Source organism: Weissella paramesenteroides (assembly GCF_051903945.1).
Lineage (GTDB): Bacteria > Bacillota > Bacilli > Lactobacillales > Lactobacillaceae > Weissella > Weissella paramesenteroides_A.
On sequence record NZ_CP192268.1, the window covers coordinates 1,415,860 to 1,431,751 of the forward strand.

At 36.2% G+C, this 15,892-nt stretch carries 19 protein-coding genes; 4 read left to right on the top strand and 15 right to left on the bottom strand.

The genetic code is table 11. From position 1 onward, the window contains the following. Positions 1-3 precede the first annotated feature (3 nt). The 4 genes from trpX to nrdH all read right to left on the bottom strand — a co-directional run bounded on the left by trpX (position 4) and on the right by nrdH (position 4,794). Positions 4-993: a tryptophan ABC transporter substrate-binding protein gene (gene trpX, locus ACQ4QH_RS06825; RefSeq protein WP_439818278.1), complete on the bottom strand. Its 990-nt coding sequence runs from the start codon at positions 991-993 to the stop codon at positions 4-6. Positions 994-1,311: 318 nt separating this feature from the next. After that, positions 1,312-2,268, bottom strand: coding sequence for a class 1b ribonucleoside-diphosphate reductase subunit beta (gene nrdF / locus ACQ4QH_RS06830; RefSeq protein ID WP_002828579.1), 957 nt, complete (start codon positions 2,266-2,268; stop codon positions 1,312-1,314). Positions 2,269-2,300: 32 nt separating this feature from the next. Continuing rightward, positions 2,301-4,472 (bottom strand): class 1b ribonucleoside-diphosphate reductase subunit alpha, encoded by a 2,172-nt coding sequence (gene nrdE / locus ACQ4QH_RS06835; protein WP_439818279.1) that lies wholly within the window; start codon positions 4,470-4,472, stop codon positions 2,301-2,303. Between the two features lie 85 nt (positions 4,473-4,557). Then, complete coding sequence (nrdH, locus tag ACQ4QH_RS06840) at positions 4,558-4,794, bottom strand: glutaredoxin-like protein NrdH (RefSeq protein WP_040760879.1); 237 nt, start codon at positions 4,792-4,794, stop codon at positions 4,558-4,560. Between the two features lie 257 nt (positions 4,795-5,051). Here nrdH and ACQ4QH_RS06845 point away from each other — a divergent pair, with 257 nt between their 5' ends. From ACQ4QH_RS06845 to ACQ4QH_RS06855, 3 genes are read left to right on the top strand one after another with little or no spacing between them, the layout of a single operon-like run. Beyond that, entirely contained in the window at positions 5,052-5,498 is a 447-nt protein-coding gene (locus ACQ4QH_RS06845; protein ID WP_439818280.1) for a class Ib ribonucleoside-diphosphate reductase assembly flavoprotein NrdI, read from the top strand. Positions 5,499-5,521: 23 nt separating this feature from the next. After that, entirely contained in the window at positions 5,522-6,175 is a 654-nt protein-coding gene (locus ACQ4QH_RS06850) for a hypothetical protein (RefSeq protein WP_439818281.1), read from the top strand. A gap of 11 nt (positions 6,176-6,186) precedes the next feature. Further along, positions 6,187-6,450, top strand: a complete 264-nt coding sequence (locus tag ACQ4QH_RS06855) for a hypothetical protein (protein ID WP_439818282.1) — start codon at positions 6,187-6,189, stop codon at positions 6,448-6,450. 96 nt (positions 6,451-6,546) lie between these two features. Here the strand turns inward: ACQ4QH_RS06855 and ACQ4QH_RS06860 are convergent, their stop codons facing one another. From ACQ4QH_RS06860 to ACQ4QH_RS06890, 7 genes are all read right to left on the bottom strand, one after another. After that, entirely contained in the window at positions 6,547-7,185 is a 639-nt protein-coding gene (locus tag ACQ4QH_RS06860; protein ID WP_439818283.1) for a LysM peptidoglycan-binding domain-containing protein, read from the bottom strand. A 454-nt stretch (positions 7,186-7,639) separates the two neighbouring features. Beyond that, a complete protein-coding gene (locus ACQ4QH_RS06865; protein ID WP_439818284.1) occupies positions 7,640-7,981 on the bottom strand; it encodes a cysteine desulfurase in 342 nt (113 codons plus the stop codon). 23 nt (positions 7,982-8,004) lie between these two features. After that, the gene (locus ACQ4QH_RS06870; RefSeq protein WP_439818285.1) at positions 8,005-8,700 is read right to left on the bottom strand and encodes a 5'-methylthioadenosine/adenosylhomocysteine nucleosidase; all 696 of its coding nucleotides are present in this window, start codon (positions 8,698-8,700) and stop codon (positions 8,005-8,007) included. Between the two features lie 31 nt (positions 8,701-8,731). After that, on the bottom strand, positions 8,732-9,025 hold the full coding sequence (locus tag ACQ4QH_RS06875; protein ID WP_439818286.1) for a hypothetical protein: 294 nt from the start codon (positions 9,023-9,025) through the stop codon (positions 8,732-8,734). A 12-nt stretch (positions 9,026-9,037) separates the two neighbouring features. Then, positions 9,038-9,601, bottom strand: a complete 564-nt coding sequence (locus ACQ4QH_RS06880; protein ID WP_439818287.1) for an NUDIX hydrolase — start codon at positions 9,599-9,601, stop codon at positions 9,038-9,040. Positions 9,602-9,623: 22 nt separating this feature from the next. Next, on the bottom strand, positions 9,624-9,824 hold the full coding sequence (locus tag ACQ4QH_RS06885; protein ID WP_436586059.1) for a cold-shock protein: 201 nt from the start codon (positions 9,822-9,824) through the stop codon (positions 9,624-9,626). A 26-nt stretch (positions 9,825-9,850) separates the two neighbouring features. Next, entirely contained in the window at positions 9,851-10,222 is a 372-nt protein-coding gene (locus ACQ4QH_RS06890) for a DUF3397 family protein (RefSeq protein ID WP_439818288.1), read from the bottom strand. A gap of 114 nt (positions 10,223-10,336) precedes the next feature. On the opposite strand from ACQ4QH_RS06890, the gene ACQ4QH_RS06895 reads away from it, so the two are divergent. Continuing rightward, positions 10,337-10,459, top strand: coding sequence for a DUF4044 domain-containing protein (locus ACQ4QH_RS06895; RefSeq protein ID WP_002828593.1), 123 nt, complete (start codon positions 10,337-10,339; stop codon positions 10,457-10,459). A gap of 94 nt (positions 10,460-10,553) precedes the next feature. Here ACQ4QH_RS06895 and ACQ4QH_RS06900 read toward each other — a convergent pair whose 3' ends face one another. From ACQ4QH_RS06900 to cydD, 4 genes are all read right to left on the bottom strand, one after another. Next, positions 10,554-11,675, bottom strand: a complete 1,122-nt coding sequence (locus ACQ4QH_RS06900) for an ATP-grasp domain-containing protein (protein WP_439818289.1) — start codon at positions 11,673-11,675, stop codon at positions 10,554-10,556. A 23-nt stretch (positions 11,676-11,698) separates the two neighbouring features. Further along, positions 11,699-12,172, bottom strand: a complete 474-nt coding sequence (locus tag ACQ4QH_RS06905; RefSeq protein ID WP_439818290.1) for a glycoside hydrolase family 73 protein — start codon at positions 12,170-12,172, stop codon at positions 11,699-11,701. Between the two features lie 204 nt (positions 12,173-12,376). Then, positions 12,377-14,137, bottom strand: a complete 1,761-nt coding sequence (gene cydC / locus ACQ4QH_RS06910; RefSeq protein ID WP_439818291.1) for a thiol reductant ABC exporter subunit CydC — start codon at positions 14,135-14,137, stop codon at positions 12,377-12,379. Then, positions 14,130-15,863: a thiol reductant ABC exporter subunit CydD gene (cydD, locus tag ACQ4QH_RS06915; RefSeq protein ID WP_439818292.1), complete on the bottom strand. Its 1,734-nt coding sequence runs from the start codon at positions 15,861-15,863 to the stop codon at positions 14,130-14,132. The genes cydC and cydD overlap by 8 nt, the downstream gene beginning before the upstream one ends. Between the last annotated feature and the right edge of the window lie 29 nt (positions 15,864-15,892).

The window sequence follows — 15,892 nt, forward strand, 5'->3', positions numbered from 1 at the left end:
GCCTCACTTTACGAATTTTGCTTGTTGATTATATTTATTTGGCAATTTAATGCCTAATTTATCTAACTGTGCGCGATTAATGACTAAATCACCCTTTTTAATAAAACCAACTGGCATATCTTTGGGCTTTTTGCCCTTTAATATTTGGGCAACTTGCTTTCCTGTCTTGATTCCTAATTTTTCTTGATTAATTGATTCTGCTGCAAGACCACCATCTTTAACCATGGTATCTACCGTTGGAAATACCGGAACATTCGCTGCATTTGTACTATCAATCAGCGTTGGCATTGCCCCTGCAATCGTATTGTCAGTTGGCACGAATACTGCATCAACCTGGTGATTAGCAACCATTTGCTTAGAAGTTTGATTTAAATCATTTGATGATGAGATTGTATATGGTTTTACCCGAATACCTGCTTTTTTGGCTAATGCCATCATCTGTTTGGCTTGAATCGATGCTGAATCGTCAGAAGAAGTATAGATAACACCCAGATTTTTTAGATGCGGCAAAAAAGTTTGCATCATTTTTAATTGTGATTTCAAAGGTGCTTGATCTGACACACCTGTCACATTACCGCCTGGGTGCTGATAACTTTTCACAAGTTTTGATTGTATTGGTGTTGTTGATGCAGCAAACACAACTGGTCTATCGGTAATTGTGTTTGCTAAAGATACTGCTGCTGGGGTTGCAATTCCTACCGATACATCGGCCTGAGCATTATCAAATTTTGATGCCATTGTTTTTAAATTTGATTGGTCCCCCTGAGCATTTTCAAAAAGTATTTTGATATTTTTTCCTTTATGAAATCCTTCACTTGCTAATCCCTCATAAATACCTTTATTAATTGCATCTAGGGCCGGATGCTTCATAAATTGTAAAACTGCTACTGTTGGTATGGCTTTTTTTTGCTGCTTATCAACCGTCTCATATACACCAGCAAAAAGTGTAAATAACGCTAATACGCCGATTGTACCCAATATTTTTTTATTCATTTGCTCACTCACTTCCACTATTATCTTTTTGACAAAATAAAAAACACGAGCAGATACTATAGTACCCTCTCGTGTTTAACATGAAAAGGACCATACACAAAGTCGTGTAACCCTTTCCAATAATTTTTGGAAAATTAGTCAGCACAGACTCAATACATCTGCTCCAAAAGGAACCACGTACCAAGTCTATGCAATCATAGCTCGTACGCGTTATCTGCGCCACCAACCATTTAATTGGAAATTAACTTTAACCATAACTAATTTTCTCCTCGTTTATTAATGTCATAATAATATCACGTCTTTTTTACTTACGCAATACTATTCAATATAATAATCATCATCTTCCATAGCTTCAACTTGACCAAGGCGATAACCATTACCGACTTGTGAGAAGAAATCATGATTTGAGGTTGTTGTCGAAATACCATTCATAACGATTGGATTAACGTCTTCAGCCCCGTCTGGGAATAATGGATCCTGACCTAAATTCATCAATGCTTTATTCGCATTATAGCGAAGAAATGTTAGCACAGACTCAGTCCATCCAATTTCATCATATAATAATTTAGTGTATTTTTCTTCGTTTCCATATAAATCTAGCAATAAATCGTATAACCAGGTCTTCAATTCATTTTGTTCATCTGTACTAAGCTCATTGAACCCTAATTGGAATTTATAGCCAATGTACGTACCATGAACTGACTCATCACGCAAAATTAACTTAATAATTTCGGCAACATTATTTAATTTATTGTGTCCTAAATACCAAAGCGGTGTATAGAATCCTGAATAAAACAAAAATGTCTCTAAAAATACTGAGGCAACTTTACGTTGTAATTGGCTACCATTTTGATAAACCTGATTAATTCGATTAGCTTTATATTGCAAAAATTCATTGCTATTTGTCCAATCAAATATCTCATCGATTTCAGCCGGCGTGTGTAATGTTTCGAAAATTGACGAATATGATTTGGCATGGACAGATTCCATAAACTCAATATTATTTAGAACTGCTAGTTCATGTTGTGTCCTAGTTGCTTGCTTCAAAGACGCCATACCGTCTTGAGACTGCAATGTATCTAGTAATGTTAGCCCACCAAAAACGTGACCAACCAAATAGTGCTCTTGTTCGGTCATTTTACGCCAATCATCCAAATCATTTGACAGAGGAATTCTTGTATCAAGCCAAAATTGCTCTGTCAATTTTTCCCAAGTGGCTTTATCAACCTTGTCTTCAATTGCATTCCAGTTGATTGCTTCATATCCTGCTGTCATCTGTTCACCTTATTCCTTATCTATACCGCAGTCTAAATTGAACAACTTTCACATTCATTAACACCAAACTCCTCCATATCATCCGTATAAGTACGAATATAGTAGATTGATTTGATTCCCTTTTGATAAGCATACAATCTTAGAATGTTTAAGTCACGTGTGGTCATCTTTTCAGTATGACCATCCTTCCAGTCGTATAGTCCCGCAGGTATTGTGGAACGCATAAACAATGTCAATGCCATTCCTTGATCAATGTGCTGTTGTGCTGCTGCATAAACATCAATAACACGACGCATATCCATATTATACGCAGACTCATAGTAGGGTAACGTATCTGTTCCTAAATAAGGTGCTGGATAATAAATTTTTCCAATCTTCTTTTCCTGTCGCTCTTCAACACGATTAATGATAGGATGCAATGAAGCAGTTGCGTCATTCACATATGAAATTGACCCAGTTGGCGCGATAGCCATGCGATATGCATTGTATAACCCATATTGCTTAACTGACTCCGCTAATGCAATCCAGTCCGCCTTTGTTGGGAAATGATGTACAGAAAAGATTTCTTTCACCTTATCTGTTTTTGGTGACCAATCTTCATTAATATATTTATCAAAATAAGCCCCACTAGCGTAAGTTGACTTCTCAAACTCATAAAAACTAGATTGGCGTTCTTTCGCAATATTGTTTGAAGCAACCAAACTATAATAATTTAGCATTAAGAAGTAGGCATTAGTAAAGTCCAACGCCTCTTCATCACCATAATACATATGATTTTTAGCAAAAAAAGCGTGTAATCCCATAGCACCAAGGCCAATTGCATGTGTCTGACGATTACCTAACCTTACAGATGGCACAATATCGAGATCTGTTTGGTCCGATACAAATGTTAATGCACGAACCATTGCATCGACCGACTTACCAAAGTTCTTTGTTGCCATCATATTAACAATGTTAGTTGAACCAAGATTACATGAAACATCTGTTCCCATTTCATCATAAGTTTGCTCATTATTAATTTGTGATGCTCGTTGAACTTGTAATATTTCTGAACATAAGTTAGATGAAATAATTTTTCCAGCAATTGGGTTAGCAGCATTAACCGTGTCTATATTGATAATATAAGGGTAACCAGATTCTTGCTGTAACTTTGAAATTTCAGTCTCTAGTTCACGAGCACGAATTTTCTTTTTGCGAATTTGCTTATTAGCCACCATGGCATCATATTCTGCCGTGATGTCTACATAATTAAATGGCTTGCCATATACTCGCTCGACGTCATATGGTGAGAATAGAAACATATCTGAATTATTTTTAATTAGTTCATAGAATTTATCAGGAACAGTTAGTCCAAGTGACAATGTTTTGACACGAATCTTTTCATCAGCATTTTCCTTTTTAGTTGCCAAAAAATTCATAATGTCTGGATGAAATACTGATAAGTAAACTACTCCCGCACCATTACGTTGACCCATTTGGTTTGAGTATGAAAATGAGTCCTCCAATAGTTTCATAACAGGAACGACCCCAGACGCAGCATTAGTAATGCCTTTGATTGGGGCACCAGCTTCTCTCAAATTCGACAAAACAATACCTACACCACCACCAATTTTAGATAATTGAAGTGCTGAATTAATCACACGTCCAATGGCATTCATATCATCAGTTGCCTGTAAAATAAAACATGAAACCAACTCTCCTCGACGTGACCGCCCAGCATTTAGAAAAGAAGGTGTCGCCGGCTGATAACGTTGATGAATCATTTCATCAGCTAAATTCATGGCCAGCTCTTCATCCCCATTAGCATAAAATAGAACATTCATCACAATTCGATCATTGTAATTTTCAATGTAATAATCACCATCATTTGTTTTTAAAGCATATTGTGCATAAAACTTGTATGCAGCCATAAAAGACTTAAATTGAAAATTCTGTGATTCCAAATATGCATATAGCTTTTCGATGAAAGTCATCGTGTACTTGTTGACCATTTTTTGATCCACATAATCGTTTGCAATCAAATAATCAAAACGATCCTGTACTGAGTTAAATTGCTTCGTATTTGGCTTAACGTTTTCTTGAATAAAAGCCTGTAGCGCTTCAGTATCTTTCTGTAACTGAATACTATTATTTTTTGGAATATTTAATTGGTTATTCAGATCAAAATAAGTTACCTTATCTAAATCCAGCGTTGCTAATGACATATAATTCCCCCGCGTACCTAGTGTAAAGCGGAATCCCATTGATTGCACCGACACATAAGTATCTTAATTAATTATTTTGATTGAATTAGATTGCTTTACTTAACTTTGCAAGCAAATCTGGTCGGAACCCTCTAACGGGCTCCATATCTTCTGAAAAGACAACTGGTACTGATTGATAACCTTTGTCTTTTAAGAAGGCAAGTGCTTCAGCATCATTTTCAACATTCTTTTCTGAATAGCTAATACCATATTGCGTTAATGTCTTCTTAGTCATGAGACATTGTATGCAGTTATTTTTTGTATATACAGTCACGTTTTGCATATTTTCACCTAAACTTTCTTCTTCTATAAAACCTAACGCTTTGTTAATATGACATTGAGTATAAACCACTCAACTAACTGTTTGCAAGCTATTAATTTGCTTAAAAAAAGGCTTGACATAGGCTTTATAGCACCACATAAGCCTTTTGAGTGATTATTACAAAAAGATTAAATAATAACTTTCCGTTACATATTTAATTGCCAATTATCATAATATTTTTTAGACTTAGTGTTAGTAGAAAATTTTGGAGGATAAAAATGCCTATTCATCTGTTATATACTTCAATCTCTGGCAATACCCACTCATTTATTGAAAAACTAACAGCGTATGCTGAAACGCAAGGACGGATCTCTTTTACCCCAATTGAAGTTTCAGATGCAACCCCTGACATAATTGAAGATGCACCTTTTTTTGTCTTTGTACCGACCTATCTAGATGGTGGCAACGGTATCGATAATGGTGTATTTGAGATATTGACGGATTGCCTACGTGAACAATTAGAGATACCCGCAAACCAACAACATTTACTAGGAATTATTGGATCAGGAAATAAAAATTTTAACGCCCAATACATCCTAACAGCTCGTCGTTATGCGCTGCAGTTTAATGTACCGTTAATTGCTAATTATGAATTGCGTGGTACTCCAACTGATGTCGAACGTATTTATAAAGCAATCCAACAACGTTTAGAAGAAGTAAAATAATTAAAGAGTCGAAGTTTAAAATCATGCCAGTCACTAAACCAAAAACTAAAAAGGTCTCACTCACAAAACAACGACGTGCAGAAACGTGGCACCAATTAACTAGTGAGCAGCAAGCTGTTATACAAAAGCATATCCGTTATCAACAAACATCACTATTTATGAATCATGAATTAGTCGGTCATGGGCGACATTGGTCCTTAATTGCTTATCATGAAAATTTTAATTATGAAGCCCCTCATAAACCCCAGTTATATTGTGACTGTGGTCGTCGCGTAAAATATCAATATGTTCTAACAAATGATTTTGGTGAAGAAATAAAACTAGGTATTACTCATTTTGCTGATCACATCGGCATTCCTGAGCCAGTCGCTCGACAGCTGCAAACTGAAATTCATCAATTAAATTTTGGGCTCGATGAACTGTTGCAACGTATCCGTCGACATGCTGGCTTGAACCAAGAAATGCGCCATTGGTTCATTGATCATCAAACGTCATTTAAAAATTTGCCACCGCAAACGGTTGAATTTATTGTCCAAAACTTACCCCCAGAAAGAGGAGTTCAAGCTGACATTGTCCGTGCATTTAAAAAAGCTAATTATGTGAAAAAGACTCGTATACACCGTAAGAAATCAAAGCTTAATAAAAGCGCTTGGCAGGAGCTCTTCCGAGACATTTGAAAAAAGGAGTTATGATGATTAAAATTTATCTTGCACCAGCTGTAAAGCCAAGATTTGCCCTACTAGTTGATGAGAGTCGTGAACTAGTTTCTCAAGTTTATCCTATTCAAGTTCACACTTTTCCATCAGAGTTAAGGCAAATAAAATTTTCTGATATGATGGCGCTCCATACCAAACAAACACAGCTACTGGCAAATAACAATTATTGGTTATGGCCCATTGACGAAAGTACCAATCACTTTCCATTAAACACGCAGCAACATATAAAAAATTAATCCAAAAATAAAAAGGTTACATCTAAGCTGGAATTATTCCCAGTTTAAGATGTAACCTTTTAAATTTCATGAGTTAGTTGTTTAAACCCACTCGGTTTACCACCAACCGTTAGCTGCACGGAATGCAATGGCATTTTCAACTGAACCGTAACGTGAAGTTGCATAGTTCAACATACCTTGTGTTTGTGATGCAACAGAACCGTAGCCCCATGATTGATTAGTTTGACCTAATCCATGATATTGACCATTTGATGCATTAACATTTCCACCTGATTCAGGCATTACAACTGAAGTCCACAATGCTGAAGTTCCACCAGCAGCAATAAATTGATCATATGTTGATCCTGAAGTTGCACTTGTTGAAGTTTGTGTCGTTGTTGCTGCACTAGATGATGTAGTAGCTTGAGAAGTTGCTTGACTTGCAGCTGGAGCGACTGAAGCGACTGAAGTTGCTGCTGACTGTTGTGTAGCAACCGCACTAGATGCTGGTGTTACAGATTGTGTTGAAGCAGCAGCTTGATCATCCAATTCAAATTGCTCACCAACAAAAATCATGTTAGCGTCTGCAATTTTGTTAACATTTAGAATACGGTCAACTGTGGTGTTATGGTTTGCGGCGATTGATGATAGAGTGTCTCCTGACTTAACAGTATATGTATCAGCTGATACATCAGTGGCCATTGCAGCAGTTGCAATACCAGCGACAGTTAATGCAGTAAGTACTTTCTTATTCATGGTAAATAATTCTCCTTGATGTTTGCCAATAATAGCATTTAATCTATCCAGTCCTCTGCAACACAGGAATTATCACTGCATTGGGAACTGAACTCTTAACGACAAGTAATAGTTTACCAAGCTCAGACTGTTATTCGTTACAATGCTGCGACATTGCGTTACACATGTATCACAAACAAACTTTTTGTTAGAAATTAAATTGTAACATCATACCTTATAACTCTCTAAATGACCGTCATAATAGCTTTCTTAAAATAATGATTAACCGGTTAAATAAGAACATTAATTTTATCAAAATCACTAAATTCTTTTTAACACTTTATATTTTTAGGAATAAAGCTTTATTGATTACGACAATGTAACAGTATTAAAGTTAATTTATATATCTTTTTTTTACTTATGGATTTATAAAAAGCAGTTTGACGTCCATTCGCCAAACTGCTCTTAAAATACCTTATACTTTTTTTATGATTTCCCGCGTAACTAACTCGTCCAAATAAAACCGATACAATGACACTAAATCATCATGATACTCGTGCTTAAAAATATTTATTGTCGCATTACCACTGGGATTAACCGTTTTTATTTTAATACCCGTCAGTTGTTTGTTCACAACGACTTTTAACTTAATCGCATTATCTAACCCTTTTTCTGGTTCTAATGAACGATTCATCACATATGAACCTGCATTATTCTTTACAAAACCAGTATCGCCTAATGCATATTGTTTTAATTGTGGATTAAATTGGTAGACAACATCATCTCCAGCAACTTTAACAGTTGTTTCAAAGGCCATTTTGATATCCCCCTCTACTATGATTAAGCTTGTGCCTCAAAAAAATTAATGAGAACTTGTGCCGATTGTTGACCTGCCTCAACAATAAAGTCGTCAAAGGTCATCCCTGCATCACCATTAGCATTATCTGAAATGGCACGCACAACTGCAAACGGCACATCAAAGTAATTGGCCACCTGAGCAATTGAAGCACCTTCCATTTCTGCTGATTGTGCTTCAGGAAAGTGTGTTAAAATCGTTTGCTTTTGCTCATTGCTTGCAATAAATGAATCACTCGTCACGACTAATCCGCGCACCAAACGAGCATCAGTTACCTTTCCGTATGACTCTGATAAATCATTTGATAAATCAGCATCCGCCTTAAAACGAGCAGGCTGTTGTGGTACTTGCCCATATGCATATCCAAAAGCGCGTGCATCTGCATCCGCATACGCAAGATAATCAGCAATAACAATATCTCCAATTCTTAAATCAGTGCCCAAAGCACCTGCAGATCCTGAATTTATTACGGCATCAACGCCAAAATTAGTGATTAATAACGTCGTGGTCAAAGCAGAAGCAACCTTTCCAATACCGGATTCTACAACGACAACATCCACATGACCAATTTTCCCGTGATGAAATAGTTTTCCCGCAATGGTTGTCTTTTTTTCATCAACCATTGCATCAACCAATGCTGCCTTTTCCTCTGCCATTGCATTTATTACACCATATCGCATTAAAAAAACTCTCCTTTATTTTAATCATCTATTACAAAAAGAATAGTACTAGGTAAGTCATAATAATTAACACTATTAAAACAATAATTGTTACATTTAAACGATGTTTCAATCTTGATGTTTTACCATTCTTTGTCAGCTTACGTGTTTGTGAATCCAATTCATAACGACCATGTCTGGTAATCCGATGTTCTTCACGCGTTAATAATTCGGGCGAGACAGAACTAGTCTCGTGATTACCGTCCTCTACCACCGACTTGGAATCATCAACAACTTTCGAACGTTGCTGCCGAGTTGTTACTTGTGACTTTTTTTTAAATAACATTATATTCACCTATTATTGTAAAGTACGCCAATAAAGATATGCCATATTAGTTTTAGCATCCTCTAATTGCCCATTCTCAAATAATACAGTGGCTTCTTCATAACTAACATAAATTAAGTCGATCTTTTCATCATCATCTTGCGGTAATTCATGTGTCACAGACGATAAATCAGTTGCTAGATATAGCGTCATGTACTCATCTGAAAAACCAATTGAAGTATAAAATCCCGTTATTTTTTCCACATGATGAGCTTGTAATCTTGTTTCTTCATTTAATTCCCGATTTACTGCATCAAGTGGTTTTTGGTCTCGCGTATCAATTTTACCAGCAGGCACTTCCAAAGTTAATTTTTGTACTGGAGCACGCCATTGTTTTTCTAGAATCATTTTATTATCTGCTGTCAGTGCTAGAATCGCAATTGCATCGGCATGATAGACAATATCACGTTTTGTGTGGCGACCATCAGGTAATGCAACTGTCTGTTCTGTTGCCCGAATGATATGGCCTTTATACTTTTCTTCCTCATTTAAGACCGTTTCCTTAAATTTATTCATATCTGCTGATAAATCTATCATGTCATCGATCTCCAATCAATTATTAATTCAAAACTTCAACTGCTGCTGCCTGAGGACCGCGAATTCCTTGAACAACAACTAATTTAACTTCTTGACCAACCGTCAAATCACGGACTCTTGGCGTTTGAATTGCAGAAAAATGTACAAAGACATCATCTTCACCCTTTAACTCAATAAAGCCAAATCCTTTGTCTGATTGCCATGTTTTTACATATCCACTAATTTTTTCCATGTATTTACTCCTTATTTTTATGTACGTGTTATAAAGTAGGCAAAGGCTGAAATACCAATTAAAACAACATAACTGCCAAGTGTACTGATTCGCCACCAAATAAGCCAAAATCGTCTTGTTTCAAAATTTTCACGGATAAATCCTTGATATAAAGCCAACGCAATACCCCAAACAACAAACATTAACAGCATAGGCGCAAGCATTATGATATGCCAAACCTCAAACGTCGTCACAGCAATGCTCCACCACGCAAAAAAAACAGCAATATCTGTAACTTTTATATTCTTTGGCCAATTATTTTGAAAAAACACTTGTTTGATAATCCAAAGTACAATTAGCAAAATTATAGCAATGAAAACTGTAACTGGCCAATTAAATAATGTCAGCATCCTTGCCTCCTTAAATTCATTAATCTATTTATTATACCTTTATTTATTCGCTCTGTGGTACGTTATACCATTTTTTTGATACAATGGACTAAATGAAAAGTTAGAGGTACCATAATGCAAAAAAATACGAAAAAGAAAAAATCAACAATGCAAAAGGTGATTCAAGGATTTGTCATCTTCATGCTTATTCTATCATTTGCCAGTGTATTTATTACATTGTTGCAAATTTCTTTCTAACAAAAACACAAAGGGCTGGAACGTCAAAACGTTCCAGCCCTTTAACGTTGTTCCAAAAGACTGAAGCCTTGCGAAAACAAGTGTTTTTCTTTAATTAATCATTAAATTGCCAAACTCCAGCAACATGTAACTGATTTAATAATTGTTCAGAACTTGGTCCCGCAGCTAATACATGACCAATTTGTGGTAACAAAGTTGGCAAGTGGTAAATTGAAACTTGCCAGTGTGGCTGAATTTGCCAATGTCTATATAGCTTAGCCTCTTCTTTATCACCAATTGGCATATAGATAGCAGCCGCTTCAAAAATAACTTCTGATAGCCGCTGACCAGTCACTGCTCTTAAGTGTTGCATTGTCACACCAATATTAACAGAAACATCATACAGGACAGTTGTCTTAGATAACCCAGGAATCGTATTACGTAAATAAAGCGTACCATTCTCCGAAACTAAAAATGTGACATCATAAGCGCCAATATAATTAAGGGCTTGGCCTAATTTTTCAGTTACCTTTTTAATTTCTGTAACAATTTCATCCGACACATCCCCAACTGTCCATGCTCTTGTTAGACCTGGTTCAGGAGTTTCTACCTGTCGCAATGGATACAATGTTGTCTCATCATGTGAACCTCGAACGGCAGTCATAACAAATGATTGGGTATTTTCAAGCCACGGTTCTACCAACAATGTACCACCATCAATTAGTGGTGCTACCAATCCAAGATCCCAATCCCCACGCAAAATTACTTGATCATCAATATGCTTGTGTTTAAACACAGGCTTTACAATAATTGGGTAACCTAACTTGGCACCTGCTTGCGCAATTTCATCTAATGAACTACCTGTTTCGTACGGCAATATATTTAATGATTCACTTTCATAAAAAGCTTTGGCTAATGCATGATCATCGGTAATATCTAATATTGTTGTTCCTTGTGGCACAACTTGATTAGCCAACTGATTCGTAATTTGTGTTGGCAACCACGCTGAAGTATAGGTTATCATGTCAGATAATGCGACAAAACTTTCAATTTCATCATCATTATCTTTCTCCCCTAAGAAACGGTAATCTGCATCTTTAAACACTACTGATTCAGCAGTACTACTATATGCCGCAACTTGGTACCCCATATTATGAGCAGCTTGTGCCAAGTAACGGCTAGTAATGCCTTCACCAATTATACCAATTGTTGCACCTGGTAAAATTTCATAACTCATGTTCTCACCCTTTTCATCCATTTCTATTTATCATCATACTTATTTAAGTGATAAGTTTCAATCATATGAATTATTTTATCAGCATATGTCGGATCTGTTGCATATCCCCCAGCCACTAATCCATTCGCTGCTGTTTTATAATCAGTTGCTCTAATAACTGTTGCATACCGTTGTGGGTTATCTGACGTGCCACTAACTAGTAATTTCGCGTGACTTGCCATCGACTCTTGCCAACTATTATAAACTCGAAAGGAGTCATTTATCGTGACCCACTGATTATTTTCGAATTCTTTTGTTGCAAGTGTCACACTTGGTTGCCCAGCTGAGGCTTTCACACCAAAAAAATTATTGTACTTAGCTGACAGTTCAGATTGACCCCAATTTGACTCTAAAGCAGCTTGCGCAATACTAATAGATGCTAACACACCGTATTGTTTCTCAAGTTTCTGGGCCTCAGGGGCAATTTTTTTTATGAATGCTTCTCGAGAAACTGGCACTTTAGACACCTCTTCTGTTGTTTTTTCTTTATTCGCTTGTTGTATACGTATATCTGTTTGCCAAAACCCAATACTTAGTAAAATAACCACACATAAAAATACGCGACCTTTATGTAATTGGCCTTTCTCAACAAAGAAAGTTTGTATGAAATTTTTCTTTTTTTTCGTATGCCTTTTCTTTGCCTTAACCAGAAAATCACCCTCTTATATATCAATTAAATTGCCATGATCCATTTGTAGTAATCTTTTAAATCTTGGTTCTGTTGTCATCAATTGTTCAGGTGTACCTTGCATTGATATCTTTTTGTCTTCAATAAAAATCACATTATCAACAAACTCAATACCAGTTAAATGGTGAGTCACCCAAATAATCGTTCGATCAGACAGTGTCTCAAAAATGGTCTTTAGTACCGTCAATTCTGTAATTGGGTCTAACGCAACTGTTGGCTCATCAAGGACGACAATTGGTGTGTCTTGTAATAAAACACGTGCTAAAGCAAATCGTTGTTGTTCACCACCCGAGAAACGACTCCCCATCTCTGTCATTGGTGTATCCAATCCTTCTGGTAAACTACGAACTAAATCTGTCAAAGATACTTGTTTTAAAACAGCCCATAGTTCTTCATTAGTAGCTTTTAAATTACCTAATCGTAGATTATTAGCTACTGAACTAGCAAATATATGTGGTTGTTGATCCAATACTGAAATAATATCTGAGCGCTGCTGTTGCAATGAACTAATATTATGGTTATTAATTGTAATTGCACCACTATCAGGTTGTTCATCACCTAATAATAACTTTAACAATGTTGTTTTCCCAGCACCAGACTGTCCCAAAATAGCTAGCTTTTGACCATTTTTGATGGTTAGATTTAAGTTTTCCAAAACTAACCTACTGCCATTATAACCAAAATTAACTTGATTAAACTTAATTTCTGGTTCAGTTATCAAACCCGTTGATTGTTCATTACTTTTTTGCCACTCTTGTTTTGACTGAGCATCCATCTGATTTAATCTTTGAATCGAATCTTGATAACGTGGCCATTCTCCAATACCTGTACTAATGGTTGTTAAAGCATCTTCAGCTGGAAAAATTGCCAACACAAAAGCTGCAATCCAATTAACACCAAAGCTATCATTACCAAACTGACGTGTGGCAAAAATCATCAAAATAACTGCAGTCGCCCCAATAACCAATGCACCAAACATATCTCGCCACCAATTAAAATGTGACTGCTTTGATTTAATTTTATTTATTGCATCAAAATCACTTTGTTGACGATCAAATAATTCCTGTGTCCGGCCAGCCAAAATCCAATCTTGTAAGCCCATCACAGAATCAGTTAAGTCAGTATACAACTGTCCCTCCAGCTGTTGCTGTTTAAAGTCTCGTGCACCATTAACCGCTAAGGTGACCATCGGTGCAACAATGACCGTCATTCCCAATATCAATAATATGGCAAGTGCAAATCCCCAATTAAAGATACCCACACCAATAGCAATTAATACATAAATTACCAGGCCAATTACCGTTGGAAATAATGTTCGCAAATAAAAATTTTCAATCTTAAATAAATCATTATCAAGAACATTTAAGACCTCTCCAGTTTGTGACTTCGCATAAACAGACTTTGTACCAACTTCAACAAGTTCATATAAACGTCGACGAAACACTGAAACTATCTTTAATACCCAATTATGTGAAACTAGTCGTTCAGCATACCGAAAAGTTGGTCGGCCAATTCCAAACGCACGCGTTAGCACAATAGGCACATAAACCATCAAAATATTTTCAGGAATTTGTGCTGATCTAGAAATCAAGAATCCAGATGTAAACATTAAGGCTGCTCCAGAAAAGGTCGTCATAAAGCCCAAAAAAATAATTAAAACTAGTAACTTTTTATACGACTTTAGATAAGGAAATACCCATGTATCTTTTTTAATTAACTCTAACATTTTATGCATTTTTGCCACCTCGCATTGCTGATTGCAAACTTACAAAGTAACCGTCATTGGCCTTTAAATCAGTTAAGGTTCCTTGCTCAACAATTTCACCGTCACGCATGACAATGATCCAGTCCATCTCGGTCAACCAGTGTAAACGGTGTGTGGCAAAAATCACTAGTCTTTGCTCAAATAATGGCACCATTGTTTCTTTCAAGTGAACCTCTGTTTCGATATCTAAGTGCGCCGTTGGTTCATCTAACAACAACACTCGTCTATTCTGATCCAATAAAATTCTGGCCAAACCAATTCGTTGTGCTTGTCCGCCTGACGTTTTCATTGCACCTTCGCCGATCAACGTGTCTAATCCTTGCTCTAATCCGTCATACCATTCACCCAGCCCGACAGTATGCAATGCTTTGATTAGCTCAGCATCTGTTTTTTCAGGAGAATAAAAAGATAGATTACCACGTAACGTATCGTGAAAAATATACGGTCTTTGTGGTAGAACTTGCAATTGATTTTGCCAATCTTTTTGTTGAAGATGTGGCATCTTTTGCTTGTTCAATTGCACCTCGCCGTCTCCAATTAAAAAACCACCTAATAAATTCAAAAGTGTTGATTTACCTGATCCTGAAGTTCCAACGATAGCAACTCTCTGATGGCCTTTAAACGAAAGATTAATATCTTTTAATGCTGGTTCTGTGGCACCAGGGTATTCGTAATTAACTCCTTGTAGTTGCAATGTATCATCATTTTGCCATTGTTGCTGTTTACTATGGTAAATATTTTTGTCATCAGCAAGCTTTTTGTCGAGCAAGTCCATAATATCAGCAAATGCATTTTTCCCATTGAGAGTTGCATGATAATCATTAGCAAAGTTTCGAATTGGCAAAAAATACTCAGGTGCCAAAACTAATATCGTCAAGGCCGGTAACAATGGCATTGTCCCATTCATTAACCCTAGCCCCAAAAACAAAGCGACGATAGCGATTGATAATGTTGTAAAAAAATCCAAAGCAAACGTCGACAATATTGCAATTTTCAACGTACTCATTGTCGCCTTACGATGTTCTTCAGAAACATCATAAATATTGTTAGCATACTGTTTTGCTAGACCAAGTTGCTTCAAAGTAGTCAAACCACGTAGCGAATCCACGAAATGATTTGATAATCTATTAAACGTATCATATTCCCGATCTGCTTTTGCTTGAGCTGCATAGCCTAAGATAATCATGAATAAGACAATCACTGGATAAATCATAAATAGAAAAATAGCTTGTTTCCAGTTAATAGTAAAAATATATGCCAAAATAACCCATGGAATAATCATCATATCAAAAAGTTTAACCAAAACTAGTGTAAAGTAATCATGCACTTGATCAATTCCTTCAACTGCTAAAGTTACTGATTTTCCAGTTCCTAAACTAGTAATTGCTCTTGGTCCTAATTTAGCATATTGTTGCGTTAATTTACTTTGCAACATGCCAGTTGTTTTATCAGCGAATGGTGCCAAAACATATTCCTTAAAGACTCCCATTAGTTGACGTAAAACATACGCACCAATAAATATTAAAACAATCCAAAAAACTGACTTTAATGGATGATGTTGCCACAATTTAGTTAATGCGATACTAATCGCCCGCCCTTGGCCAACAATGGCAAGAGATTGAATAAATGTCAGGAGACAAAGAAGTCCTAGCGCCTTCTTTGCACCAGCAAAGCTAAATAAACGTTTATCTAACATAAAATAATTCCTTTCATTTCTAGAATAAA

Coding starts and splice junctions, on each gene's coding strand:
- trpX (WP_439818278.1), bottom strand. CDS start 993: ATGAATAAAAAAATATTGGGTACAATCGGCGTATTAGCGTTATTTACA.
- nrdF (WP_002828579.1), bottom strand. CDS start 2,268: ATGACAGCAGGATATGAAGCAATCAACTGGAATGCAATTGAAGACAAG.
- nrdE (WP_439818279.1), bottom strand. CDS start 4,472: ATGTCATTAGCAACGCTGGATTTAGATAAGGTAACTTATTTTGATCTG.
- nrdH (WP_040760879.1), bottom strand. CDS start 4,794: ATGCAAAACGTGACTGTATATACAAAAAATAACTGCATACAATGTCTC.
- ACQ4QH_RS06845 (WP_439818280.1), top strand. CDS start 5,052: ATGCCTATTCATCTGTTATATACTTCAATCTCTGGCAATACCCACTCA.
- ACQ4QH_RS06850 (WP_439818281.1), top strand. CDS start 5,522: ATGCCAGTCACTAAACCAAAAACTAAAAAGGTCTCACTCACAAAACAA.
- ACQ4QH_RS06855 (WP_439818282.1), top strand. CDS start 6,187: ATGATGATTAAAATTTATCTTGCACCAGCTGTAAAGCCAAGATTTGCC.
- ACQ4QH_RS06860 (WP_439818283.1), bottom strand. CDS start 7,185: ATGAATAAGAAAGTACTTACTGCATTAACTGTCGCTGGTATTGCAACT.
- ACQ4QH_RS06865 (WP_439818284.1), bottom strand. CDS start 7,981: ATGGCCTTTGAAACAACTGTTAAAGTTGCTGGAGATGATGTTGTCTAC.
- ACQ4QH_RS06870 (WP_439818285.1), bottom strand. CDS start 8,700: ATGCGATATGGTGTAATAAATGCAATGGCAGAGGAAAAGGCAGCATTG.
- ACQ4QH_RS06875 (WP_439818286.1), bottom strand. CDS start 9,025: ATGTTATTTAAAAAAAAGTCACAAGTAACAACTCGGCAGCAACGTTCG.
- ACQ4QH_RS06880 (WP_439818287.1), bottom strand. CDS start 9,601: ATGATAGATTTATCAGCAGATATGAATAAATTTAAGGAAACGGTCTTA.
- ACQ4QH_RS06890 (WP_439818288.1), bottom strand. CDS start 10,222: ATGCTGACATTATTTAATTGGCCAGTTACAGTTTTCATTGCTATAATT.
- ACQ4QH_RS06895 (WP_002828593.1), top strand. CDS start 10,337: ATGCAAAAAAATACGAAAAAGAAAAAATCAACAATGCAAAAGGTGATT.
- ACQ4QH_RS06900 (WP_439818289.1), bottom strand. CDS start 11,675: ATGAGTTATGAAATTTTACCAGGTGCAACAATTGGTATAATTGGTGAA.
- cydC (WP_439818291.1), bottom strand. CDS start 14,137: ATGCATAAAATGTTAGAGTTAATTAAAAAAGATACATGGGTATTTCCT.
- cydD (WP_439818292.1), bottom strand. CDS start 15,863: ATGTTAGATAAACGTTTATTTAGCTTTGCTGGTGCAAAGAAGGCGCTA.